This is a genomic window from Salinicola sp. RZ23 (assembly GCF_003206675.1).
Taxonomy (GTDB): Bacteria; Pseudomonadota; Gammaproteobacteria; order Pseudomonadales; family Halomonadaceae; genus Salinicola; species Salinicola endophyticus.
Genome location: NZ_PZJK01000017.1, coordinates 183,560 through 205,528 on the forward strand (window position 1 = coordinate 183,560; position 21,969 = coordinate 205,528).

The 21,969-nt window shown below is 66.9% G+C and carries 16 protein-coding genes, 1 tRNA gene and 1 pseudogene; 3 read left to right on the forward strand and 15 right to left on the reverse strand.

The features are described from left to right. Positions 1 to 6: 6 nt before the first annotated feature. The 7 genes from DOM67_RS17755 to DOM67_RS17785 form a co-directional block, all read right to left on the reverse strand. Positions 7 to 1,332 (reverse strand): SidA/IucD/PvdA family monooxygenase, encoded by a 1,326-nt coding sequence (locus tag DOM67_RS17755; protein ID WP_110678381.1) that lies wholly within the window; start codon positions 1,330 to 1,332, stop codon positions 7 to 9. Further along, positions 1,325 to 3,175 (reverse strand): IucA/IucC family protein, encoded by a 1,851-nt coding sequence (locus tag DOM67_RS17760; protein ID WP_198651855.1) that lies wholly within the window; start codon positions 3,173 to 3,175, stop codon positions 1,325 to 1,327. The genes DOM67_RS17755 and DOM67_RS17760 overlap by 8 nt, the downstream gene beginning before the upstream one ends. Next, complete coding sequence (locus DOM67_RS17765) at positions 3,175 to 4,140, reverse strand: GNAT family N-acetyltransferase (RefSeq protein WP_110678385.1); 966 nt, start codon at positions 4,138 to 4,140, stop codon at positions 3,175 to 3,177. Before DOM67_RS17765 ends, DOM67_RS17760 begins: the two co-directional genes overlap by 1 nt. Next, complete coding sequence (locus DOM67_RS17770) at positions 4,137 to 6,011, reverse strand: IucA/IucC family protein (protein WP_110678387.1); 1,875 nt, start codon at positions 6,009 to 6,011, stop codon at positions 4,137 to 4,139. The genes DOM67_RS17765 and DOM67_RS17770 overlap by 4 nt, the downstream gene beginning before the upstream one ends. Before the next feature lie 152 nt (positions 6,012 to 6,163). Further along, entirely contained in the window at positions 6,164 to 7,522 is a 1,359-nt protein-coding gene (locus DOM67_RS17775) for an MFS transporter (RefSeq protein WP_110678389.1), read from the reverse strand. Between the two features lie 209 nt (positions 7,523 to 7,731). Next, the gene (locus DOM67_RS17780) at positions 7,732 to 9,843 is read right to left on the reverse strand and encodes a TonB-dependent receptor (RefSeq protein ID WP_110678391.1); all 2,112 of its coding nucleotides are present in this window, start codon (positions 9,841 to 9,843) and stop codon (positions 7,732 to 7,734) included. A gap of 411 nt (positions 9,844 to 10,254) precedes the next feature. Further along, positions 10,255 to 11,022 (reverse strand): ATP-binding cassette domain-containing protein, encoded by a 768-nt coding sequence (locus DOM67_RS17785; protein ID WP_035469922.1) that lies wholly within the window; start codon positions 11,020 to 11,022, stop codon positions 10,255 to 10,257. 177 nt (positions 11,023 to 11,199) lie between these two features. On the opposite strand from DOM67_RS17785, the gene DOM67_RS17790 reads away from it, so the two are divergent. Beyond that, entirely contained in the window at positions 11,200 to 12,501 is a 1,302-nt protein-coding gene (locus DOM67_RS17790; RefSeq protein WP_110678393.1) for a hypothetical protein, read from the forward strand. Between the two features lie 16 nt (positions 12,502 to 12,517). Next, positions 12,518 to 12,958, forward strand: coding sequence for a GNAT family N-acetyltransferase (locus DOM67_RS17795; protein WP_110678395.1), 441 nt, complete (start codon positions 12,518 to 12,520; stop codon positions 12,956 to 12,958). 34 nt (positions 12,959 to 12,992) lie between these two features. Here DOM67_RS17795 and DOM67_RS17800 read toward each other — a convergent pair whose 3' ends face one another. The 5 genes from DOM67_RS17800 to DOM67_RS17820 form a co-directional block, all read right to left on the reverse strand. Further along, positions 12,993 to 15,101 carry a TonB-dependent siderophore receptor gene (locus tag DOM67_RS17800; protein WP_110678424.1) on the reverse strand — a complete coding sequence of 703 codons (2,109 nt, stop codon included), beginning with the start codon at positions 15,099 to 15,101 and terminating at the stop codon, positions 12,993 to 12,995. Positions 15,102 to 15,246: 145 nt separating this feature from the next. Beyond that, on the reverse strand, positions 15,247 to 16,335 hold the full coding sequence (locus tag DOM67_RS17805; RefSeq protein ID WP_110678398.1) for an AraC family transcriptional regulator: 1,089 nt from the start codon (positions 16,333 to 16,335) through the stop codon (positions 15,247 to 15,249). A gap of 123 nt (positions 16,336 to 16,458) precedes the next feature. Then, on the reverse strand, positions 16,459 to 17,355 hold the full coding sequence (gene lpxO, locus DOM67_RS17810) for a lipid A hydroxylase LpxO (protein WP_110678400.1): 897 nt from the start codon (positions 17,353 to 17,355) through the stop codon (positions 16,459 to 16,461). Positions 17,356 to 17,454: 99 nt separating this feature from the next. Further along, entirely contained in the window at positions 17,455 to 18,198 is a 744-nt protein-coding gene (locus DOM67_RS17815; protein WP_198651856.1) for a 4'-phosphopantetheinyl transferase superfamily protein, read from the reverse strand. Positions 18,199 to 18,249: 51 nt separating this feature from the next. Further along, complete coding sequence (locus DOM67_RS17820) at positions 18,250 to 18,858, reverse strand: hypothetical protein (protein WP_232825307.1); 609 nt, start codon at positions 18,856 to 18,858, stop codon at positions 18,250 to 18,252. 83 nt (positions 18,859 to 18,941) lie between these two features. Here DOM67_RS17820 and DOM67_RS17825 point away from each other — a divergent pair. Continuing rightward, positions 18,942 to 19,018, forward strand: a tRNA-Ile gene (locus DOM67_RS17825). Positions 19,019 to 19,031: 13 nt separating this feature from the next. Here the strand turns inward: DOM67_RS17825 and DOM67_RS17830 are convergent. The 3 genes and pseudogenes from DOM67_RS17830 to DOM67_RS17840 form a co-directional block, all read right to left on the reverse strand. Next, a complete protein-coding gene (locus DOM67_RS17830) occupies positions 19,032 to 19,970 on the reverse strand; it encodes a tyrosine-type recombinase/integrase (RefSeq protein WP_232825308.1) in 939 nt (312 codons plus the stop codon). A gap of 110 nt (positions 19,971 to 20,080) precedes the next feature. Further along, a complete protein-coding gene (locus DOM67_RS17835) occupies positions 20,081 to 21,376 on the reverse strand; it encodes a hypothetical protein (protein ID WP_110678404.1) in 1,296 nt (431 codons plus the stop codon). A gap of 323 nt (positions 21,377 to 21,699) precedes the next feature. After that, a pseudogene (locus tag DOM67_RS17840) lies at positions 21,700 to 21,969 on the reverse strand (hypothetical protein); the annotation flags it as partial.

Genomic DNA, 21,969 nt, shown 5'->3' on the forward strand with positions numbered 1-21,969 from the left:
GACGGATCAGATCGCCTGCGCCCAGCGCTGCTCGACCACGTCGCTATGGGCCGCCAGCGGATGCCAGGCCACAGGGCCGTCGCTGTCGGCGAGGTCGAACACTTCCCGCCCGGCGACATGGTTGAGGATGGTCGCCGAGCGCCACGCCATCAGCGACAGCTGCGGCTCGGCGATGCCGTGGCTGTGGCGCCCGGCGTTGACCGCATAGAGCCGGTGGGCGGCGGGGCCATCCCAGGCCACCTCGAAGTGGGGGCCGAGTACCAGCTCGCCATGGGCGTCACGTGGCAGACGCTCGGCCAGCGGCGCCAGGCACGCCGGTAGCTGCGAGGAGAAGCCGGTGGCGAAGATCACCACATCGGCGTCGAAGCGCTCACGCTCGCCGCCCAGGCCGTGCTCGGTGGTCAGGCTCAGCCCGGTGCCCTGACGCTTCAGCGCCACCGCGCTGCGGTGCGGCAGCAGGCGCGCCCAGCGCGGCTCGCCGAGCACATCGAAGCGGTGATAGAGCTCACGGTAGAGGGTCTGCAGGGCGGCGGGCGTGATGCCATCGCTGGCCAGCTTCTGGGCCGCCACCTCGCGCTCGCGCACCGCCCGCGACAGGCCGTGGAAGGCGCTGGTGTAGCCGGGGGTGAAGTACTCGTTGGTGAACGCGGTCTCGTCGAGCGGCTCGAAGTTGCGCCGCCGCGAGATCCAGTCGAGCGAGCGCGGCTGGCCCCAGTGGCCACGCAGGGCATTCAGGAACACATCGGCGCCGCTCTGGCCGCCGCCCACCACCACCACGCGCAGGCCGGAGAAGTCGCGCCGGGTATGGGCGATCTCGGCCGCGTGCAGGCAGTGTGGGCCGCGCAGTGCGGTGGCGAACTCAGGCATCCACGGCGCCTTGCCGGTGCCCAGGCAGAGGTGGCGGGCGCGGTAGTCGCCGCTGTCGGTGCGCAGGCGGAAGCCGTGGGCGTCGAGCTCGATCTCGCGCACCCCCTGGCCCAGTGCCACGCTCTCCAGGCGCTCGCCGACCCAGCGCAGGTAGTCGGAGAACTCGGCGCGGCTGACGCTGCCCAGCTCGGCATTGAGGAAGCGATAGAAGCGCCGGTGGCTGACCAGATAGTTGAGGAAGGAGTGGCGGCTGTCCGGCGCCACCGCCGTGACCAGATCCTTGAGGAAGCCGGTCTGCAGATGGGTATCGGGCAGCATCAGGCCGGGGTGCCAGGAGAGCGCCTGGCGCCGCTCGAAGAAGCGGGTGGCGAGTTGCGGCAGGCGCGAGTCCGCCAGCGCGGCGATGCTCAGGTTGAAGGGGCCAGCGCCCACGCCGGCCAGATCGAGAGTAGAGCGTTCAGACATCGGACACCTCCGGTGATGTGATGACCTCGGCGCGTGACGCGGCTTGACGCACGCCGTGCAGAGGGTTGGCCACGTGCAGATCCATCTCCGCCAGCATGCGCTCGCTGGCGTTGTCGGTGGCGTGCAGGAACTTGGCGCGATTGAGCGTCAGGCGCAGGATGCGCGGCGCGAACAGATCGAAGCGGACGAAACGCTCGGCCAGCGCCGGGTGGCGTTCCCGGTAGGCGGCGAGCACGTCGCCGCAGAGCTGGTAGAAGCGCGTCTCATCCACCCCGCAGGCGGCGGCCAGCGGCGCGATGAAGCGCAGCGTGGTGACGAAGTGGCCGGTCTGCAGATCGTGGATCAGCTTCTCCGGCGGCAGCCGCACGGTGACCGCGGTGAGGTTCTCCGGCAGGTCGCTGGCCTCGGGGAAGTCCTCGTCGACCAGGCGCAGATCGCCCTGGAAATCCTTGAGCGCCAGGCGCTGGGGCCAGCCGTCACGCAGGATCAGGGTGAGATTCTGGCCATGGGCGATCAGCGAGACGCCGTAGCGGCACATCAGGTGCCACATCGGCACCACGGTGACCTCGAACAGCCGCGTGAGCCAGCGCTCCGCGGCGGCCGGCGACTCGGCCCCGGCCGCGGCCAGATAGGCGGCGAGCCAGGGCCGGCCCTGCTCGTCGCACTGCATCAGCTCGGCCATCAGCAGCGCCTGCTCGCTCGCCCCCAGGCGCGGCGCCAGCGCCTCGCGCCAGATCACCCCGAACAGCTCGGCGTAGCGGTAGGGGGCCTGGGCCAGGCGTGCGTACTGGGCGTGGGGCAGCACCGCGCCAGCGGGCTCGGCGAGGATCTCCAGCCCCGCGCGGGCGAACTCCGGGTCCTCCTCGGCGCGGCGCTTGAGCCACGCCGAGGCCGCCGGGCCGGCGAGCAGATAGCGCCCGGGAATGCCGCGATAGCAGGAGGTGTTCATGATCGTCAGCGGCAGCTTGATGTCGTGGCTGGCGCACCGGCTGACGTTGGTCAGGGTGCGTAGTGACTGCTGCGGCGCGTAGCGGTCGCCGAACTCGCCCAGATAGTGCAGCCGGCCGTGGGCGATGTCGCCGGCGTGCAGCGGCGCCAGCCAGCGCTGCCACTGCCACGGGTGCACCGGCATCAGACGGTAGTCGGCGGGGGCGTCGACGCGCTCGGCCAGCGCCTGGTGCAGCCGCCCCAGCTCGATCTCGCAGAGCGCCGAGCGCAACAGTTCCGGGGTGTCGATGGCGCTGCCGCCGCACTCCAGCGCCTGGGCGGCGACCGCCACCCAGCCCAGCTGGAAGCTCTGGCCATGCTCCGGGGCGTAGCGCGCCAGCGCATCCAGCCCCCAGCCGCGGCGCCCCTTGTTGAACAGGAACTTGGGATGGCCGTCGAGCAGCCGCTGGCGCTGCGGCTCGGGCAGCCGAATGGCGGCATCGGCGCTGAGACCGCGGCGCGCCTCGCGCAGCTGGCAGTCGGCGCGCAGGGTGGCGAACAGATCCTCCAGGTGCTCGGCGACCTGGCTATCCTGCATGCCCAACGGCGTGGCCAGCGCGAGCAGGAAGTCGGCCGCCTCCAGGCTCGCCCCGGGGGGCGGGCTCAGGCTCTCGGGGTCGACCTGAGGCTGGCCCCAGAGATTGGTTCGCGCGCTGAAGTGCCAGCTGCCGTGCTCGTCGAGGGCGAGGCGGTAGCCGCTGGCATCGTCGCCCTGCGGCTCGAGAATGCGCTCGTAGCTCAGCTCGCCGATGATCTTGGCGATCAGCGCACGGTTGGCCGCGCCCCAGTGGGGTGCCAGGCAGGTATCCAGCGCGGCCATCCCCGGCGTTGTGTGCACCGCAGCCTCTCTCCCCATCACAGAATCTCCCCGAAGAAGCGCTCGCGCTGGCCCATCACCAGGCTCGAGCGTTTGTGCGGGAAGTCGAAGTCGCGCAGACGCTCGAGCCCGAGGCGCCCCAGGTGGCGGAACAGCCGGCGATTGTCGTGGCGCGGCTCCAGCACCAGCCGGGTGGTGCGCGGCTCGGAGAGGTAGGCGTAGTGGCTGAGCCCACCGAGCCAGGCATCGACGAACTGCGGCCCGCGCACGTCCTCCTCACCCACCAGCAGATGAATGCCGCGGTCGAAGGGCGCCCAGGGGTAGTAGGGGGCGAGGCGATCCTCGGCGGCCCAGTAGAGCTCGAAGTAGCCGAACGCACGGCCATCGAACTCGCCGATCAGCGGCAGCGTGTGCGGATCGGCCAGGCGCTGATCGATGAACTCGGCCAGCTCCGCCTCGGGCCACGCCTGCTCCCAGAACTCGGCCACCCGCGGCAGGTGCATCCAGCGCACGAAGCGTTCGAGGTCGCGCTCGCGCTCGATCACCCGCAGGCCGAAGGTCTGGCCCAACTGCGGCATCTCTCGCCGGTAGACTTCGCCGCTCGGTTTGGTCGGGCGCCGGGGATGGCCCAGCTCGGGGGCGAAGGGCGTCTCGGCCGGGGTGGTCGGGGCGTGGCCCAGCCAGTGCCACGGCTGCTGATAGAAGACTGAGCGCAGCACCCGGGGGCCGCCCAGGGTGGCGATGAGCGTCGGCCAGTCCGGGTGGCCCTGCCAGTCCGCGTCTTCGAGCACCAGTAGTGCCAGCGTCGGGTGGCGGGCGAAGGCGGCGTCGAGGGCGGCGATCAGCGGGTGCGGAGCGTGCTCGTCGGTGGCGTTCAGGCGCGCGGCGCGGTCGGCGAGAAACGTGAGCGAGGGGGCGCCAGCGCTCGTCCGTTCAGGGCTCGTCTCGGCATTATCCGTATGGCCGAGCGGGGTATCGAGGGTGCCTTCCAGGGTGGCGTTCATGCGAGAGCTCCGGTGAGTCGGGTGGCGTTCGGCGTCGCGGCCAGCGGCGCCAGAGAGTCGGCGAGGGGCTGCGTCAGCGGATTGCGCAGCGGCAGATAGAGGCGGGCAGGGTTGCCCAGGGTCGCCTCGTTGACGCCGCTCAGGTAGCAGAAGAAGTTGCCCTTGACCTCGAGGTCGGCGGCGTTCAGGGCGTGCTCCAGACAGTCGAGATCGCCGTCGAGGCGCTTGCGCAGCCCTTCGAGATGGGCGCGCAGGTCGGCCAGCAGCAGCGCTTCCTCGGCCAGGCCGTCGGCGGCCAGGGCGCTGGTGACGGCGAAGGTGGAGTTGATCAGCAGGTAGTAGAGGAAGTAGCGCCGCAGGGTGTCGCGGGACCAGTGGTTTTCCGGCGCCTCGGCCAGCTGCGGATGGCGGGCGAGGAAGTGATCGCTCACACCGCTGCCCTGGCAGTCGCGGTAGTCCATGCCCACCGGCCAGCCCTGGTCGAGGCGCAGCACGATGTTCTGCTGGTGCGCCAGCAGCACGATCCCTTCTTCCACCACCAGCCCGAACAGCGGTGTGAGCACGTGCTCGCAGTAGGCGGCGAACCAGCTGCGGGTGGCCTCGGCCAGCGGCTCGCCGCGCTGGGTGGCGGCGGCGCGGACCCGGGCGGCGAGCAGCGATTCTCCCTCCGCCGCCAGCGGCTGCTGGGTCAGGGTGGCGAGCACCACCGCCTCGGCGTTGGGCGCGTGCTGCAGCGGGTTCTCGCGCAGCAGCACCAGGCTGGCGGCATCCACCTGGCCCTCGGCATCGCGCCAGCCGAGCCAGGCCGGCTCCTGCATCACGTTGAAGCCGGGGAAGCGCTGGGCGATATCGAGATCGCGCATCCATTCATCCAGACGCAGCCCGCGGGCGACCTCCTTGACGCTGAGCAGGCGCAGAGAATTGGTCAGGCGTGCCGAGAGCGAGCCCTTGACCATCCAGGGCGCGCCGCTGGCGTAGAGCGAGCGGTGTGACGAGGTGGGGTACCACTCGGCCTGACTCTCCCCCAGCCACACCAGCTCACCCGCCGCCTCGAGCGCCTGGACGCTGGGCTGCGCGCGCAGATGCCGGGCCTGCCACGGATGCATGGGCAGGGCGGCGAAGGCCTGCCCGGTGGCGCTTACCGGCAGCCGCGCGGCGAGCTCGGCGGGCAGTAGCTCGGCGGCCAGATCGGCGGCGCCGCGCTCGCGGCTGGACTCCTTGACCAGACGCTCGGGGGCGACTGCCCACCAGGCGAGACCGATCCGGGCGCGGTGCTCGGGGCAGTAGCGCTGCGCCTCCTGGGCGGTGAAGGGGGCGCGGGATTTGGGCGCAGGGTGGAAGGCGTGGCCAGCGAGCAGGCCCTGCTCGGCGGCGACGAAATCGAGCGGGCCCTGCTGCAGCCGGGTCAGATCGTCCCGGGCGTCGAGGCTCTCCTGGGTATTGATGCGGCTCTCCAGGACCCGTTCGCGGAAGCGTGCCCGGGACTCGTCATCGAGTTCGCCGACCAGTGCCGGCGTCGCCAGGACCCGATCCAGGGCGCTGGCGAAGTCGAGCGCCAGGGGCTCGCCCTGGTGGAGCGTTTCGCTCTGGGGCAGAGGCGCTTCATGGGTCACCCCATAGGACGTCTCATCGGGCACATGGTACGTCTCATCGGGCACATAGTACGTCGGCCAGGCGAAGCGGCACTCGCCGCTGGCGCTGCGGTGGCGCAGGTGCAGATGCAGCTCACCGTCGCTCAGCGGCAGCACCGCGCGCTCGCCGGCGGGATCGCTGACCAGCCGCCAGTGGGGGCATTCGCGCAGCAGCGCATTGAAGAAACAGCTTGCGGCGAGATCGACGGATGCCGTCGAGGGGAGCGCGGTAGCAGGCATGGGGTGACTCCTAATTGATAATACTAAGGCAAATAAAAATCATTCATATTAAAAGGGTGTGTCGATGGTGCCTCATCGCGTGATATTCCAGGGTTATGAGGTGAGTGGCGGTGAATTCATGTGAGTGGGGCCCCGGGTGAACGCGGCGGGGATCAGGAGTGGCCGCCGTGCCGGGCGATGGCGGCGCATTCGCCGGTTCGCCTGCGGCGGCGCGTCAGCGGCATCAGCAGCAGCAGCGCGGTGGCGGCGGCCAGTGCCAGGGGCAGCAATCGGCCGGGCTCGACCAGGCTCACGCAGAGGGCTGCCAGGCCGTAGCCCAGGGTATGCGCCATGCTCAGCAGGCCGGCGCTGGTGCCCTGGGCCTGATGGCGGGTGGCCGCTTCGGTATAGCCGGGGACGGCGAGGGCGGCGCCGGTACTCGCGAGCACGACCCCGAGGGCGAACAGCACTCCCAAGCCAAGGTCGAGGCCGGGGGCGAAGACCAAGGTCGCGGTGCCGGCGAGCAGGGCGTAGCCCAGTGCCAGCCCCATGGCGCCGAGCCCCAGCAGCGCCCGGCTCTCCAGGCGGCGGGCGCGGACCACTCCGAGCTGGGTGGCGAGTGCCCCCACCGCGCCCAGCGAGAGCAGCACACCCATCCAGTGGCCGGCGCGCGTGGCATCGATCGCCAGTGCCTGCTGCAGCGAGGCCGGCAGACCCAGCTGCATCAGCGAGACCGACATCGCCAGCAGCAGCGCCATGGCCAGATAGGCCAGGTTGCTGCGGGGTGGCAGCCGGCGCCCGAGGCCTGGCCGTGCCTGCGCAGCAGCGCCGCCCGTGGCGCCATTCCGCGCGTCGCTATCGATGGCGCGGTGATCGAGTGCGTTCTTATCGAGAGCGCGGTTGTCGAGAGCGCGGTTGTCGAGAGCGTCGCCATCGATAGCCCCCGTATCGCGGGTTGGCTGCGGCACCCCGGGCAGCAGCACCAGCGCCAGCAGCCCGGCCACCAGCATCAACGCGAAGGGCGCATAGACCGACAGACTCAGGCTGGCGGCGGCGAGCAGCGGGCCGAGCAGGCGGCCGCTGCTGAGGCCGGCACTGACCGCGGCCAGCGCCGCCAGTCGCTCGCCGCCCGGATGCAGCGCCAGCGCCCACTGCTGGCAGGCCGGCACCATCCCCGATACCGTCAGGCCGTAGAGCACCCGGGCCACGGCCAGCAGCACCAGCATCGCCATTGGCGCCAGTAGCCCCGCCACCGAGGCCCACAGCGCGGCCGCGATCAGCGCGAAACTGAGCAGATAGCCCAGCAGCGCCTGCACCACCACCAGCCGCGCGCCGCGGCGGTCGGCGACACCGCCCCAGAAGGGGCTGCCGACGAGAAACAGCATCGATCCGAGCAGGATCAGCCCCGCCCACTGCGACAGCGGCATCCCGAAGCGTGCCACCAGCACCGGCAGCATCACCAGCAGGCCGTTCTGACCCAGGCCCAGCAGGGCAGCGCAGGCGCTGAGGCGCCATAGGGGAGGTAGAGACATGCCGCGCTCGCTTAAGAATGAGAATAAGAATTATTATTATGTTGGTGGTGGGTGTCAATGCGAGATACGCGTCGGTGTGTATGCAAAGTGTACGCTGGGGAAAGGTAGGCGAAGACGACGGGCGAAAGCGGCGGGCGAGAGAGGGAAGTGACGCCCACCAGGCAGGTGGGCGTCGGCTCGGCGGAATGCGAGCTCAGTACGGGAGCGGCTCAGTACTGGTGTGACCAGGTCAGGCTGTAGGTGCGGCCACGGCCCTGGAAGTCGTAGAGGTACTCGGGGCCGTAGTAGGGCGAGTAGAACATGGTCGCGCGCTGACCCCACACCGTGGAGTACTGCTTGTCGGTGAGGTTCTCCACCCCCAGGCTGAGCTTGCCGAAGCCGGTCTGTTGGCTCAGCAGCAGGTCGAAGGTGGTGTAGCCGTCGATCTCGCGGTCGTTGTCGTCCTCGAGGTCGAAGGCGTGGTTGGCCTGCAGGCGTACCGAGCGCTCGAAGTCCGACCAACCGACGAAGGCGGTCGCCGAGGAGAGCGAGGCGTAGCGGGCATCGCGCTTCTTCCAGTCGCCGTCGGCGTCCTTCTGCTCGGAGCGCACCAGGTTCAAGGTGCTGCCGGCCTCGAAGCCGTTGTCGAAGTAGCGGGTCACGGCGCCTTCCAGGCCGTAGTCGCGCTTCTTCTCGTCGACCACTTCGACGCTCAGATCCTCGGCGTTCTCCACTGCCTTGTCGGACCAGGCGTAGTAGACCGCCGCCTGGGTGGTCCAGCCGCCGCCCTGGTAGCGCCAGCCGAGTTCGACCTGGTCGGTCTTGATCGCGCTGAGCGGGTTGGCCGAGACGCTGACATCGGGGCTCTTGCCGTAGTACTTGGCCGGGTCGGGCAGCTCGAAGCCCTGGCTGTAACGCAACCAGTTCTGGTGGCCGTTGCCGTAGTCGTAGAGCGCGCTGGCGTTGACCAGGGTGGCATCGTAGTGGTTGCTGCCACCGGGGACGTTCTTGAAGTCGTCGACGTCGACGTTCATGCGCTGCTGGCGGGCACCCGCCGAGAGCTTGAGCCCGCGGGTCGCCTGCCAGTCGGCCTGGGCGAAGGCGGCCACGGTGTCGACCCGGTAGCTGGGGTAGCGATCCTCGGAGCGCGCCTCGCGCTGGGTCAGCGCGCCGCTGGCGTTGGTGACGTCACGGTCGAAGAAGATCTGGTCGGCATCGAACTTCTCGCGGCTCAGGTCGACCCCATAGGTGAGACCGACGCTATCGCTCAGCTGGGCATCGAACAGCCCCTTGATGCCGCTCAGCTTGGTGTTCTGCTGCGAGGCGCGGAACTCGTAGTAGTCCGGGTTGCGCCAGTTCGGTGAGGGGTAGGGGAAGGCGTTGAACTTGGCCTCCTCCTCGCGATGGAACGCCTGCAGATAGAAGTCCTGACCGAGCAGATCACTGTGGTGATACTGCACGTTGATCATCTTGCGATCGGTGGCCGGATTGCGGTCCGAGCTGTAGCCGTCGCGGATCTCGGCGTCGTCGAGGTTGGGCGAGGCATCGTTCAGATGGGGGAAGTAGACCCCGCGGTGCCCCTCGTAGCCGGAGCGGTAGAGTTGGGCGCCGATGCTCAGCGACTGCTCCTGGGTGAGCACGATGTTGAGGTTGCCCATCAGATCGATGCTGCGGTTGTCCTGCAGGTCGGTCTGGGTGATGTCGGTGAAGATCTCGTCGCCGCTGCCGTCGAAGTGGCGGCCGTTGTCGCGGTAGGCGACCCCCAGATAGCCCTGGACGTGCTCGTTGCCGCCGCTGACCGACTGATCGAGATGGTAGTCGAGGTCATCGTCGTCGTTGAGCCCGCTGGTCACGCCCGCCTGGGTGCGCAGGGTGGGTTCGCCCGCCTTGCCCTTGCGAGTGATGATATTGATGATGCCGCCGGTGGCGCCGCCGCCGTAGAGACTGTTGGCCCCGGAGATCACCTCGACGTGGTCGATGTTGAACGGGTCGATGGCGTCGAACTGGCGCGACAGCCCGCGGGAGCTGTTCATCGAGACGCCGTCGATCAGCACCTGCACGTTACGCCCGCGCATGTTCTGGCCATAGTTGGTGCGCCCCTGCGGGGCCAGATCGAGCCCCGGCACCAACTTGCCCAGGGCGGTCTTGAGATCCGCGCCGGTGTCCAGCTGCTGCTGCAGCTCTTCGTGCTCGACCACCCATACCGTTCCGGGGATCTGGCTGATCTGGGTCGGGGTTCGTGAACCCACCACCACCATGGTGTCGTTGGATTCCTGGGCCTGCAGCGGCAGTGCCGACGCGCCGGCGACGACCGCGAGGCCAAGCGTCATTGTCTTCTTCATGCTGTTCCCTTGCCGGTAACCAAACGTTATCGCTTGTGTCGATTCGAGCCCCGGATGCTAGCACTAATCTAAAATAAAATGATAGTGATTCGTATTTGGGAATTGATGACGGGGTGCATCCCATGAAACCGCGGTGCGTCGAGAGGGTGAGATCGTGTGACGAGGGAGTGAGTGAGGCCAGCGGGAAACCCCCGGGCGCTATTTTTTCAGCCCCCAGGGGTATGGGAGGAAGAGCGCGGAGTTCGCGTTTTGTAACAGCGGCCGCCGACGCTGGCGGGGTATCGCCTCGTTATCGTTTCCCGGGGGCGAACGCTACCGAGCGCACTGCTCGGGCTGTGATTGTCAGCCAGGCAGTGCTTGCAGAGAGAGATTTTCAGATAGGGTTTTTCAGACAGGTTTTTTCAGAACTGCCTAGGGCAGCACCGCGATAGGACACTCATCCCCCGGATGCGGCATGACCCGCATCGGGATACCGTAGATCGCTTCCAGGGTGGCGTCGCACATCAGCGTGCCCGGCTCGCCCTCGGCGAGCAGCCGGCCGCTGTGCAGGGCGACCAGATGGTCGCAGTAGCGCGCCGCCATGTTGACGTCGTGGAGCACGATCACCACCCCCAGGCCCAGCTCGCGGCAGAGCTTGCGCACCAGTGCCAGCACCTCGACCTGATGGGCGATATCCAGCGCCGCCAGCGGTTCGTCGAGCAGCAGATAGCGGCTGCCCTGGGCCAGCAGCATGGCCAGCCAGACGCGCTGGCGCTCGCCGCCGGAGAGGGTGTCGACCAGGCGGTCGGCGAAGGCTTCGGTATGGGTCAGCGCGATGGCGCGTTCGATCTGCTGCTGGTCGTGGGCGTTGAGCCGGCCCAGCAGGCCGTGCCAGGGGTAGCGCCCGAAGCCGATCAGCTCGCGGCAGGTGAGGTTCTCCGCGCTGGGCAGATGCTGGGGCAGATAGGCGACATGGCGGGCGAACTCACGCGGCTTCCAGTGGGTCAGCGGGCGGCCATCCAGGGTGATGTTTCCGCGGCTCACCGGCTGTTGCTGGGCGAGCAGCTTGAGCAGGGTCGACTTGCCGGAGCCGTTGTGGCCGATCAGACCGTAGATGCGCCCTTCGCCGAAGGTAAAATCGATCGGTGAGAGCAGCTCGCGGCCCGCGATTTCGAAGCTCGCAGCCTGGAGTTCGAACATGCCGGAACGACCTCGCAACGCAGGGGATGGGCGTGACAAGATGCAATCCTAATTCAAATACGAACGCTTATCAAAAAGATCGCGCGGCGGCTGGCGTCAGCCCGCTAGCGTCAGGTCATTCGCGTCAGGTTATTAGCGTCAGGTCATGGGCGTCGGCCGAGAACCGGGAGAGAAGAGATGCGCTGGATCCTCAAGAGTGCGCTGATCGCGCTGCTGTTCGCCGCGGGAATCGTGCTGGTGGCCTCGCCCCAGGCGTTCGACCAGCGGCTGGTATCGCTGGAGGCGCAGCGGGCGCTGCCCGACCAGGCGGAGATGCTGGCCCAGGAGTCGCCGGCGCTCAACGCGGTGTTCCTGGCCATGGCCGACGACCCTACGCTATGGATGAGCGCGCGGCTGGCGATCCTGCACTACGGCGATGCGGCGCGGGATGTCCTGGTCGACTACGGCCTCGATCCGGCGTTCCAGCAGGTGCTCGCCCGCTATGGCGCCGACAGCGTACTGCCGGTGATCTACTACCGTGAGCACGATATCGCCACGCTGCGCCTGCAGCACTGGCTGGGCGAGCGCTACCGCCAGGTGAGTCACCGTCTCACCCAGTGGTGGGGTGAAGAGGGCGCGGGGGACGATACCCAGGTGGATACCAGCCGCCAGAACAGCGCGCGAGTCGAGGCCCAGGGCACTATTCAGGAAGACACCCAGAACGATACTCAGGACGACACCCAGAACGATACCCGGGACAGCACCCCGAGCGACGAGCCTGCCGAGCTGACGCCGCTGATGCGCGGCCGCCTGGCCATCGCGGCGCTGGCGGTGGAGGGGCACGATCTGCTGCGCGAGTTCGTGATCGGGCCGAATGGCGAGGTGACGCGGGTGCAGAGCGAGCGTCTGGTCAGCGATATCGGCGATCTCTTCACCAGTGGTGTGCGCGGCCTCGAGCGTCAGTGGCGCCGCGGCGAGTCGATCGATGCCGTCGACGTCGGCTGGGCCGGGGTCGATCTGCTGGTGATGGCCAGCGCAGTCAAGGTGCTGCGGGCGGGGCGTGCACTGCGCGCCGGTGCGGCGGTGGAGGGGCAGGGGGCACGCGCCGCCTCTCGTGGTGTGCTGGCCGGCGGGCGCTTCGCCACGCTCTCGCGGGGGGCCAAGGTCGCCGCGGTGGCCGGCAGCGCCTATCTGGTGGTGCGCCACCCGAGCCTGATCAGCGCAGCCGGCGCCAGTGCCGCCCGCTGGCTGGGCTGGCCGGTGTGGCTGGGCCAGTTCGGCGTGTGGCTGCTGGTGCTCTGGCCGCTGCTGATCGTGGTGCGCTTCGTCTACCGCTGGGTGCTGGCGCCGCTACTGTGGCTGCTGGTGCCGCTGTTGAAGATGACCTCGCGCACCCCGCGCTGGCTGGCGCGAACGGGCTCGTCACGACATGCTGGAAACGACGCCGCGTCTGATATCACTGTCTTTGATACCACCGTCTCTAATACCACTGCCCGCTGACCAGGAGAGCATCACCATGTCCGAGGAGACCCGCGAGCCACAGGAGACACTGGTCTACGCCCCGCCCAGTGTCGAGACCTACATGGCGCTGCGCGCCGCCGCGGGCATGCACAGTCGCAGCGCTGCCGGTGCCGCCCGGGGGCTGCCTAACAGCCTGTTCGCGGTGCAGATCCAGCGGGCAGGGGAGACCCTCGCCATGGGGCGGGTGGTGGGTGACGGCGGCTGCTTCTATCAGGTGGTGGATATCGCCGTGCATCCGGCTCATCAGGGGCGAGGGCTGGGCAAGCAGATCATGGGTGAGATTCGCGCCTTCATCCTGCGCGAGGCGCCGGAGAATGCCTTCGTCAGCCTGCTGGCGGACGGCGAGGCCCATCGGCTCTATGCCCAGTTCGACTTCGTGCCCACCGCGCCGCATGCCATCGGCATGGCGTGGTATCCCAAGCCCGCCCCGACCTGAGTGGAGCCGGGGCGATGACAGCGTCAGACAGCGCCTAGAACCGATAGGAGAGCGTGGCGGTCACATGGCGCTCGGCGCCGAAGTAGCAGTAGGTGAGCGAGTTGCACGAGGCAACGTAGGACTTGTCGAGCAGGTTGCCGACATTGAGCCGGGCCTCCACGCCGCTAAGGCCGATCTCGCTCAGGTCGTAGCCCAGGGTGGCATCGACCAGGGTGTAGTCGGGCAGGGTCTCGCTGTTCTGGCGGTCGGCATAGAGACCGCCGTAGTAGCGTGCGCCGACCCCGGCATCCAGCCCCGTCAGGGCGCCGTGCGCCACGTCATAGTGGGCCCATAGGCTGGCCTGATGGCGCGGCGCGTAGATGGCGTAGTTGCCGCTCTCCCCGGGGACGTCGCTCTCCTTGTAGGTGATATCGGTGTAGGCATAGCCGGCCTGGAGGTAGAAGGCCTCCGAGAGCCAGGTGCGCGCCTCCAGCTCGACCCCCTGGGACTGGATCTCGCCCACCGAGCGGTAGTCGTCGTCGGGCTGCTCCTTGGTGGCGACGTTCTCCTGGTTGATGCGGAACAGCGCCACGCTGTACTGATCGCGACTGCCCGGCGGCTGATACTTGAGCCCGGTCTCCCACTGGCGGCCCTCCATCGGCTCGAGCAGGTCGCCGTCCTTGCCGGTGAAGCTGGTGGGGGTGAAGGCGGTGTTGTAGCTCAGGTAGGGGGCGAGGCCGTTGTCGAACCGGTAGAGCAGCCCGGCGCGCCCGCTGAACTGGGTATCGTCGAGGGTGCTGTTGCGGCCGCCGGCCAGGTGGTTGTCGTTTTCGATATCGACCCAGTCGTAGCGCCCGCCGAGGGTAAGGCGCCAGCCCCCGAGCGCCATTTGATCCTGCAGGTAGATGCCGGTCTGGTCGAGGTGATGGGTCTCGTCGGCGTAGACGTTGCGTGCGCTGGTCAAGCCGCCGTCGCGACGCGGTGCGAACGGGTCGATGGGGGAGAAGCCGGCGCTCGTGTAGGTGACATCGTTCTTGCGCTTCTGATAGTCGATCCCCACCAGCACGGTGTGATCGATGAAGCCGTCGCTCAGTTTGGCCTCGACCTGGTTGTCCAGCGTCCACGCCTGCAGCGATTCCCGCGCCCCGTAGTAGCCGCGGGCGAGCTGGTTGGTGTCATCGCCCCAGCCGAGCTGAGCCACCTGATCCATGCGCACGTCGGCATCGAGATAGCTGAGTTTCTGACGCGCGACCACGGCATCGCTGAAGCGGTGCTCCAGGCGGTAGCCGAACAGGCGCTGGTAGCGCTCGAACTTGTCGAAGTCCTCCTGCCCGTCGAAGAAGTCGTTGTCGATGTGCCGGCCATGGCGCCGGCTGACGGCCCCTTCATAGGGCACCCCCGAGTGGTAGCCACCCTCCGGGTCCTTCTGCAGATAGGCCATCACGGTGAGCGTGGTGTCGTCGGTGGCATCCCAGGTGAGCGAGGGCATGATGGCATAGCGTTCGTCCTTCACCGGGCCGAACTGGGTGTCGGCCTTGCTGCCCAGGCCGACCAGACGATAGGCGACGCGACGGCTCTCGCCCAGGGGCCCGGAGAGATCGAAGGCGGCGCTGCGCCGGTCATGATCGCCGCTGCTGAACTGGAGTTCGTGGCGCGGGGTGAACAGCGGCTGCTTGCTGGTGAGGGCGACCAGCCCGCCGGGGGAGGAGCGCCCGTAGAGCACCGACGCCGGCCCCTTGACGATCTCCACGCTCTCCAGGAACCAGGGATCGATCACCATCGAGCTGTAGCCGTTGGTGTCTCCCATCAGCTTGAGCCCATCCAGGTAGACGTTGCTCAGGCTGCCATCCGAGAAGCCGCGCATCACCAGATAGTCATAGCGGTTGGAGGCCCCGACCTGATTGGTGTAGACCCCCGGGGTGTACTCGGCCGCTTCGCGCACGCTGCGCACATGGCGGATATCCATCTGCTCGCGGTCGACGGTAGAGACGCTCTGTGGGGTTTCGATGAAGGGCGTTTCTGTCTTGGTCGCCGCCGAGGGGGCGGTGACGGTGACGGTACCGAGATTGGCGTTATCGCTGGGGGCCGGGCTCTGGGCGGCGGCACTCAGCGGCAGCAGCGAGGCGCCCAGCAGGCAGAAGGTGAAGGGAGAGCAGTTGCGCATGGCCGGCATGAGGTTCCCTGTGATCGGATGTGTGTGGATGTAATCGAGAATTATTCCCGATTAGGCCGATCCATTGCCTATGCCGAATGCCACAAAAGCTATGCGCGCTGCCAGGACGCCCATATCGATGCTCGCGTTTTGTCTTTCACTGTTCGCGCCTCACCTCCCTGGGCGCCACGCCGTGGAACCGGCGAAAGGCGGTGGCGAAGTTGGTCGCATGGCGATAGCCGGCACAGCGCGCCGCTTCCTGCACCGGCAGGCCCTCCCGCAGTAGGCGATGGGCCAGACGCAGACGGAACTCGCGCAGCTGCGCGAACAGTGAGCGGCCATAGCGGCAGCGATACTTGCGGCGCAGGGCGCTGGGGCTCATGCAGGCGAGCCGGGCGAGGGCATTGAGGGAGTGCGCCCGCCCCGGATGGCGTTCAAGCTCTGCGTGTACCCGGGCCAACAGCGCCCTGTCCCGTGCGCTCAGCGCATCGGCCGGCTCGACGGCACCGTGCTCGGCGCTATCGTCGCCCCCGCTTTGCTGCAGCGCCTGACCCAGCATCTGTAGTGCCAGCCCCTGGGTCATCAGCTCGGTGCCGGGGGCGCCCGCTGGCCACTGCAGCGACTCTTCGAGACTCCGCAGCAGCGCATCGGAGAGGGAAAGCCTGCGGCAACCGTGACCCAGCGCCAGGCGCTCGAGCCAGGGTGAAAGAGGGTGAGATGCATGAGACGCGCGACAAGGTGCCTGTGCCTGCGGCGCTTTCAACAGGGTGAGGTTGATCGCCCGCACCCGGGGCTGGGCCACATGGCGGGCACTCAGCGGCGATGGCAGAAGGGCGTCGGGCACGGTGTAGTCAGGCAGGGTGTCGTCAGGCACGTCGTAGTCGAGCAGGGCGCTCTGGCCGGCGAGTAGCCGGCAGCGCTCACCACCCATCGCCAGCTCGGCTTCACCTTCGAGCACCACGATGATCGAGAGATGCGCCGGGGCGCCGGGCAGCGCGTGGCTCTCGTAGGTCTGGGCGATGCCGATATCCGAGCTGACCCACTGGCAGCCGGGCCAGGGCTGATACTCGGCGATCCGCCCCTCGACCACGCAGCGCGAGCCGCCGGGGCGGCCGGCCTCGAAGTCGGGGAAGCGATGGGCCAGATGGTAGCGCCGCTCGAAGTGGGCGAAATCATCCACGCTCAGGGCGCGGTGTGGAGCCACGTCAACGGTGGGCGGGGTATCCGGGGTAGCGGAAGCGGACATCAAAGAGACCTGGCAACGAGCAGCGATGCAGTGGCGGAAGTGGCGTCACAGCAGTGCCGTCAACGCCCCGACGAGTAAACGATAATACGTTTCATTCGCTACTCGCTGCCAGTCTCTTTTTTTTTACCAGGCGATGATTGCGATCACCACCAGCGCAAACAGCGCCCACTTGATGGCGTAGTAGAGCGTCTTGTTGCGCTTCTTCAGCGCCTTGCCCTGACGGCGTACCGCGTAGAGATATTTGAAGGCGCGGTTGAGGCCGCCGGTGCGGTCGTTGTCATCGTTGGGCGAGCTGGCGGCCGCCATCAGCGTGCGCCCGACGAAGCGGTTGAGACGCCGCGCCCAGCCATACTTCATCGGCCGTTCGATATCGCAGAACAGAATCAGACGATCCTGGTCCGAGCCGTTCTCCGCGCGGTGCAGGTAGGTCTCGTCGAACATCACCGCCTCACCGTCGCGCCAGCTGTACTTCTGGCCGTCGACATCGATATAGCAGCGGTCATCGTTGGGCGTCACCAGACCCAGGTGGTAGCGCAGCGAGCCGGCGTAGGGATCGCGGTGCAGGGTCAGGTGGCTGCCGGCGGGCAGTTCGGCGAACATCGCCGCCTTGACGTTGGGAATGCCGGCGAGCAGCTCGGTGGTACGCGGGCAGAGCTGGCGCGCGGAGGGGTGGCTCTCGCCGTACCACTTGAGATAGAAGCGCTTCCAGCCGCGGCGGAAGAAGGAGTTGAAGCCGGCATCGTCATAGCGCGAGGAGGCCTTGATATGGTCCTGCAGGGCCATCGCCTCGTCACGAATCTCCTGCCAGTTGCCGGTCAGACGCTCCAGCTCCGGATAGTTGCCGAGATCGTGGTAGGGCTGGTCCTTGTCGCGGCCGAAGAGTGTCATCAGCGCATTGATCGGCGCCATGAAGGTCGAGTGATCGGAGACCTGACGCAGCGGCCGATGGCGCACTCGCCCCCGATAGTGGGTATAGAGCACGCTGGCGATGAACAGCAGGATGAGAATCCACTTGATCATGGAGAGTCCGTTTCCATAGGGAGAGTGTGAGGGATGGGTGCCGGGTGCGAGTGTCGGAAGAATCGCAGTGGCCCGTCAGGGAAAAAACCGTTTGTCTGCTCACGATTGTCGCGGAATCGTGACCAGGGTCAAGTGATAGCCATCCACCCGTGCTACCTGGCCGGTGAGTCTACGCCCCGCCGGCCACTGCGGTGCCAGCGTCTTGCCCAGCTCCAGCGTGACCGCACCGGCAGCGGGCTGCCACGTGACCAGACGGGCATGGGGAAAGTAGAAACGCTGGCGCACCAGCGGATAGAGCGCCTTGAACAGGCTCTCCTTGAGCGAGAACACCTGGGTCACGAAGGCCGCCTGCTGCGCTGGCGGCAGGCTTGCCAGCCACTCGCGCTCGCTCTCCACCAGAATCTGCGGCGCCAGGCGCAGCGCCCGGGCCGGGTCGAGCTCGCCCTCGGCATCCAGGCCGATACCGGCAAGGCGTGAGCGCTCCGCCACCACGCTCGCCGCCAGCCCCTGGCTATGGGTGATCGACCCCACGCAGCCCGCGGGCCACAGCGGCAAGCGTTCGCTATCCGTCTGCGGCGTGGTGGGGGTGCCGGTGAGCGCCCCCAGCGCCTGCCGCGCACACAGGCGCCCGGCCAGATACTCGGCGCGGCGCTTGGTGGCCGCGCTGGCCAGACGCTCCGGCAGGGCGACCTGCCACGCCGAGAGATCCGCCGTGCTCAGCGCATCGACAGCGAAGTGGAGCCGGGCACAGCACGCCCCCGCGATGGGCTGCGGCCAGGGCCAGGCGGTGTTCGCACCCTGGCAGCCCGGCGGCAGCGTCTCGGGTGAAGCGCTCGTGCTCACGGGCGCATCGGCACCCATCCCCGGGCTCATACCGGCATGCCCGGCCATGGATCAGCGGTCGACCAGCAGGGCATCGAGTGTGACCGGCACCTCGTCACCGATCTGCTGATAGCCCAGCAGCGAGAGGATCGTGCGCACGGTGCCGTTCTTCATCAGCTGCTTGCCATCCAGCGACACTGGCTCGGCGTTGCGCACCCGGACCCGATCCTCGGCCTCGCGGGTGAAGCGCACCGGCAGGCGCTCCTGGCGCTGCTCGCCGTTGGCATCGGTACGCAGCTTGAGCACCTCGACGGTGGACTGCCCCACGCGCAGCGAGTTGATGCGCTCCGGCGGCAGCTGGGTCACCACCGTGACCAGAGTGGAGTTGGTCAGCGACGACATCCACGGCGGCAACTGGCCCAGCCGATCCAGCAGATCGGTCTGGTTGAGCCGCACCGGCAGGCGCAGCGTGCCATCTGCGCTGATTTCGCCCTCCATGCGCTGAAGCGAGTGCTGATGGGGGATTCGCTGGCCGCTGCTGGTGATCTCGGTCACCTCCGCGGTGACCTTTGAGTGGCTGGGGTCCATCTGCCACGCCGCCTGTGACACACTGCCGAACGCCGACGCGGCACCCAGCAGTAAGACGCCGGCGACGCGGCGAAAAAGCGTATTCGATGACATGGTGTCCTCCCTGGACAGAGACGAGCGGGGCAACGTCTGGTCTGCGCCCACGGCTTTGGGTATCATACGGCTCCCGCGTTTCCGGGCCTATAGCTCAGTTGGTTAGAGCAGGGGACTCATAATCCCTTGGTCGTAGGTTCAAGTCCTACTGGGCCCACCATCAAATCAATAGCTTACGTCACTTTTCTGCCCGTTTCAGGGTTCCATTTCTCGTCGGTGTCAACCAAGTGTCGACCGGGAATTTTCGGCCCGAATTTCAAGCTGCCGGCGAGGTGGTCGGGCGACAGGTGGGCGTAGCGCATTGTCATCGCAATCGTCTGATGGCCCAGGATCTTTTGCAGGGTCAGCAGGTCGCCACCGTTCATGATGAAGTGGCTGGCAAACGTGTGTCGCAGGACGTGTGTGCGTTGTCCCTTAGGCAACTCGATACCGGAACGGTTCAAAGCCTGGGTGAAGGCTTGATAGGCGTCCTGGGGAAAGAGGCGACCAATGCCGCGGCCGTGCTCCTTGAGCTGACGATAGAGATCCTGACTGATGGGCACCGTGCGATTGCGCCCGTTCTTCGTGGCAACGTAGGTCACTCGCCCTGGCTGGACGTTTTCAGACCTTAGGGTCTGGGCTTCACTCCAACGGCTGCCGGTGGTCAGGCATAGGGTGGCGATCAGATAGACATGAGCGTTGCGCGATTGCTTCAACTCGTCGAACAGGGCCTCAATCTGATCGTGGGTGAGGTAGGACAGCTCCGCTTCAGGTAGACGGATAGCCTTGACTGCTGCAAATGGATTTTCGCCGCGGTAGTCATCCATGCGGATCGCGACATTGACCATGGCACGAAGGTGAGCGAGATCGTGATTGGTCGTGTTGGGAGAGATGCCGGCATCGAGGCGTTGCTGGCGAAAACGCACGATATCCATCGGCGTCAGGGTCGATAGCATTGGGTTGCCCATGAGTTCGGCCAAGTAGACGAGCTTGCGAAAGCGGTTCTTGCCATCTCTCAGGGATACTCCCTGGACCTCGTACCAGAGTTGGGCAAAGTCGAGGATTCGACGCCTATCCCGTTTCCGAGGTGCGTAGTCTTCCCCCGCCGCAGCCTTGCCGAGCGTGAGGGTCATGAAGCGTTGGGCTTCCAGCTTGGTCGTAAACGTCTTGCGTATGCGCCGGTGCCCACGTCCTCCAGGTTGTATATCGACTTGCCAGCCGCTGGCTGTCTTTCTGATCGCCACTAGGCAGCCTTCCCGAGTAATCGCCTCTCGACCAGCCGCTGTTCGATGAGCTGGCGTAGCTGTCCCGCATTCAATCCCCGTCGGCGGTAGTAGTTGGCGATGTCGTCCCAGGCCCCGCAGCGGGAGAGCCCTTGCATGGCTTGCTGGATGGTGAAGCCCTGGCGTGCGTAGAGGGAGATGAGGTTACCCACGACCAGGGCGACGTTCTTTTCGTTGCCGAGCCCCGGGACCTTGCGCGCTCGCTTGTAGAGCAGGTGCGGTTCGTGATCGTAGAAGCGGGCGTCTTCCTGCAGGAGCTGCCACACGCAGTCGATGAGATTGCGGGCGTGGTCGAGTCGATACTTGCCCATGGCGGTGCGCCAAAGGCCGGTGAGGTGGGGCACGGTGTCGGTGAAGCGCTTGAAGCCGTGGTCCATGTCGAGGCATTCGCCGGTGTCGACGTTGCAGGGGGTGCCCTGGGCGAACTCACGCAGCACCGACTGATGAAAGCGCATCTCGATTCGCCAGACCGGCTTGTCGGGGTTGTAGTCGGAGGCCATGGGGTCATCGCCGGCCGCTTTCTGCCAGATGCTCTCCCAGAAGTGGATTTTGTCGCGGTAGTGGGCCTCCTTGGTCTTGTTGTAGAGGCAGCATTGGAGGGCGCCCGCGGTGCCGAACATGAAGGTTTCGGCGTTGCCGTAGGAGGTGGCGATGTGGCCGTGGTTGAAGCTGAAGTCGTCGATGCCGTTGATGCGCGTGACTTTCTTGGAGCGGGTGACGAAGCGTTCCATGAAGTCGGCGGGGGGCTTCCAGCCCTGGACGTCTAGGGCGAGGTGCACGGCACAGCCCATGGGCTCGACGTGGGCGAGTAGCTGCTTGGCGATGCTGTCCAGATAGGCTTGCACGTCGGCGGTGCTGTGTTCGTGGATGAAGTGCGGAGAGAGCTCGATCTTGAGATGGGTGCCGATGTCTTCGGCCTTCACGTGCCGGGCGTAGAACAGGACGATGACGCCCAGGTCATTGTTCTGCAGGCGGTAGCGGAAGCCGCTGCTGGTGTTGCCCGCGCCGACGCTCCAGGTGGTGCCGAACAGGTCCATGGTGGCGCCCCGGCCTTCGCGGTAGACCTCGATGATTTGATCGAACAGGGCCATGCAGGGCTTCCCGGCGTAGAGCTGGCGCACGGTGTCGACGCCTGCGTGGAGGAGCTTGATGTGATCGAGCTGGCGCTGGCCCTTGGGACTCAGGAACAAACGGCCTTTGGGGTCTTCCCGATTCTCGATCAGGGAGGCGATGGAGTAGCGTTCCCAACGGTTCATAAAGTGTTCTCCTGATAAAGACGCTTAGTGACGGTTTATGGAGGTTTCGGAGGTCAATGTGCGAGACGTGTTACAGGGAGGGTCTCGCCTATCCAATGACTCGATGGTGATACGTGTTTTTTCATAAGTCACTGTCCTGCATGAAGAAAAGCAGGATAGTTAAAGTGTTTTCCGTTACTGACAAACAGTGACGGCTAATGACACCTGCTTTTTTTTTAGCCTTGGAGAATTAGGCAAGCGGCTGTCGACTCCCGTTGCCCGACGACAGATTCGTCTACCCCCACTCACTAGTCGTCGGTCCCCGGCAGTCCGTGTTGATCCCCTCATGACGTGATGCCCCCGGTAGCCAGGGTGATGACGAGCAGATGCAGCGGGTACCAGGAGAGCCGCAGGGGGCGCGGTATGGCCGGGACCGGTATGCGCCAGGAGAGAGACCCGTTGGCCAGCAAGATGAGCACGACGGCGGTAGCGAGGCTGACGACCATGCGGGCCGGGGTGGCGTTGATGAGGATCGAGGTGAACAGGACCGGGATGGTGGCGGCGGTGTGCTGGGGATAGCGGAACGCCAGGGCGAACGCGGGCACCAGCAGCAG